1 pseudogene is annotated in these 433 nt (G+C 54.5%); it reads right to left on the bottom strand.

Going from position 1 to position 433, the window contains the following annotated elements:
• Positions 1 to 433 (bottom strand): annotated as a pseudogene (lacI, locus tag DCS96_RS18410) (DNA-binding transcriptional repressor LacI); the annotation flags it as partial.

Below are 433 nucleotides of genomic sequence, written 5' to 3'. Positions count from 1 at the left end.
GGGATATAACATGAGCTGTCTTCGGTATCGTCGTATCCCACCACCGAGATATCCGCACCAACGCGCAGCCCGGACTCGGTAATGGCGCGCATTGCGCCTAGCGCCATCTGATCGTTGGCAACCAGCATCGCAGTGGGAACGATGCCCTCACTCAGCATTTGCATGGTTTGTTGAAAACCGGACATGGCACTCCAGTCGCCTTCCCGTTCCGCTATCGGCTGAATTTGATTGCGAGTGAGATATTTATGCCAGCCAGCCAGACGCAGACGCGCCGAGACAGAACTTAATGGGCCCGCTAACAGCGCGATTTGCTGGTGACCCAATGCGACCAGATGCTCCACGCCCAGTCGCGTACCGTCTTCATGGGAGAAAATAATACTGTTGATGGGTGTCTGGTCAGAGACATCAAGAAATAACGCCGGAACATTAGTGC

It is taken from the genome of Zobellella maritima (assembly GCF_003075035.1).
GTDB classification, from domain to species: domain Bacteria; phylum Pseudomonadota; class Gammaproteobacteria; order Enterobacterales; family Aeromonadaceae; genus Oceanimonas; species Oceanimonas maritima.
The sequence above is the reverse complement of the archived record's forward strand: the minus strand, read 5'-3'. Positions and strand labels throughout refer to the sequence as shown.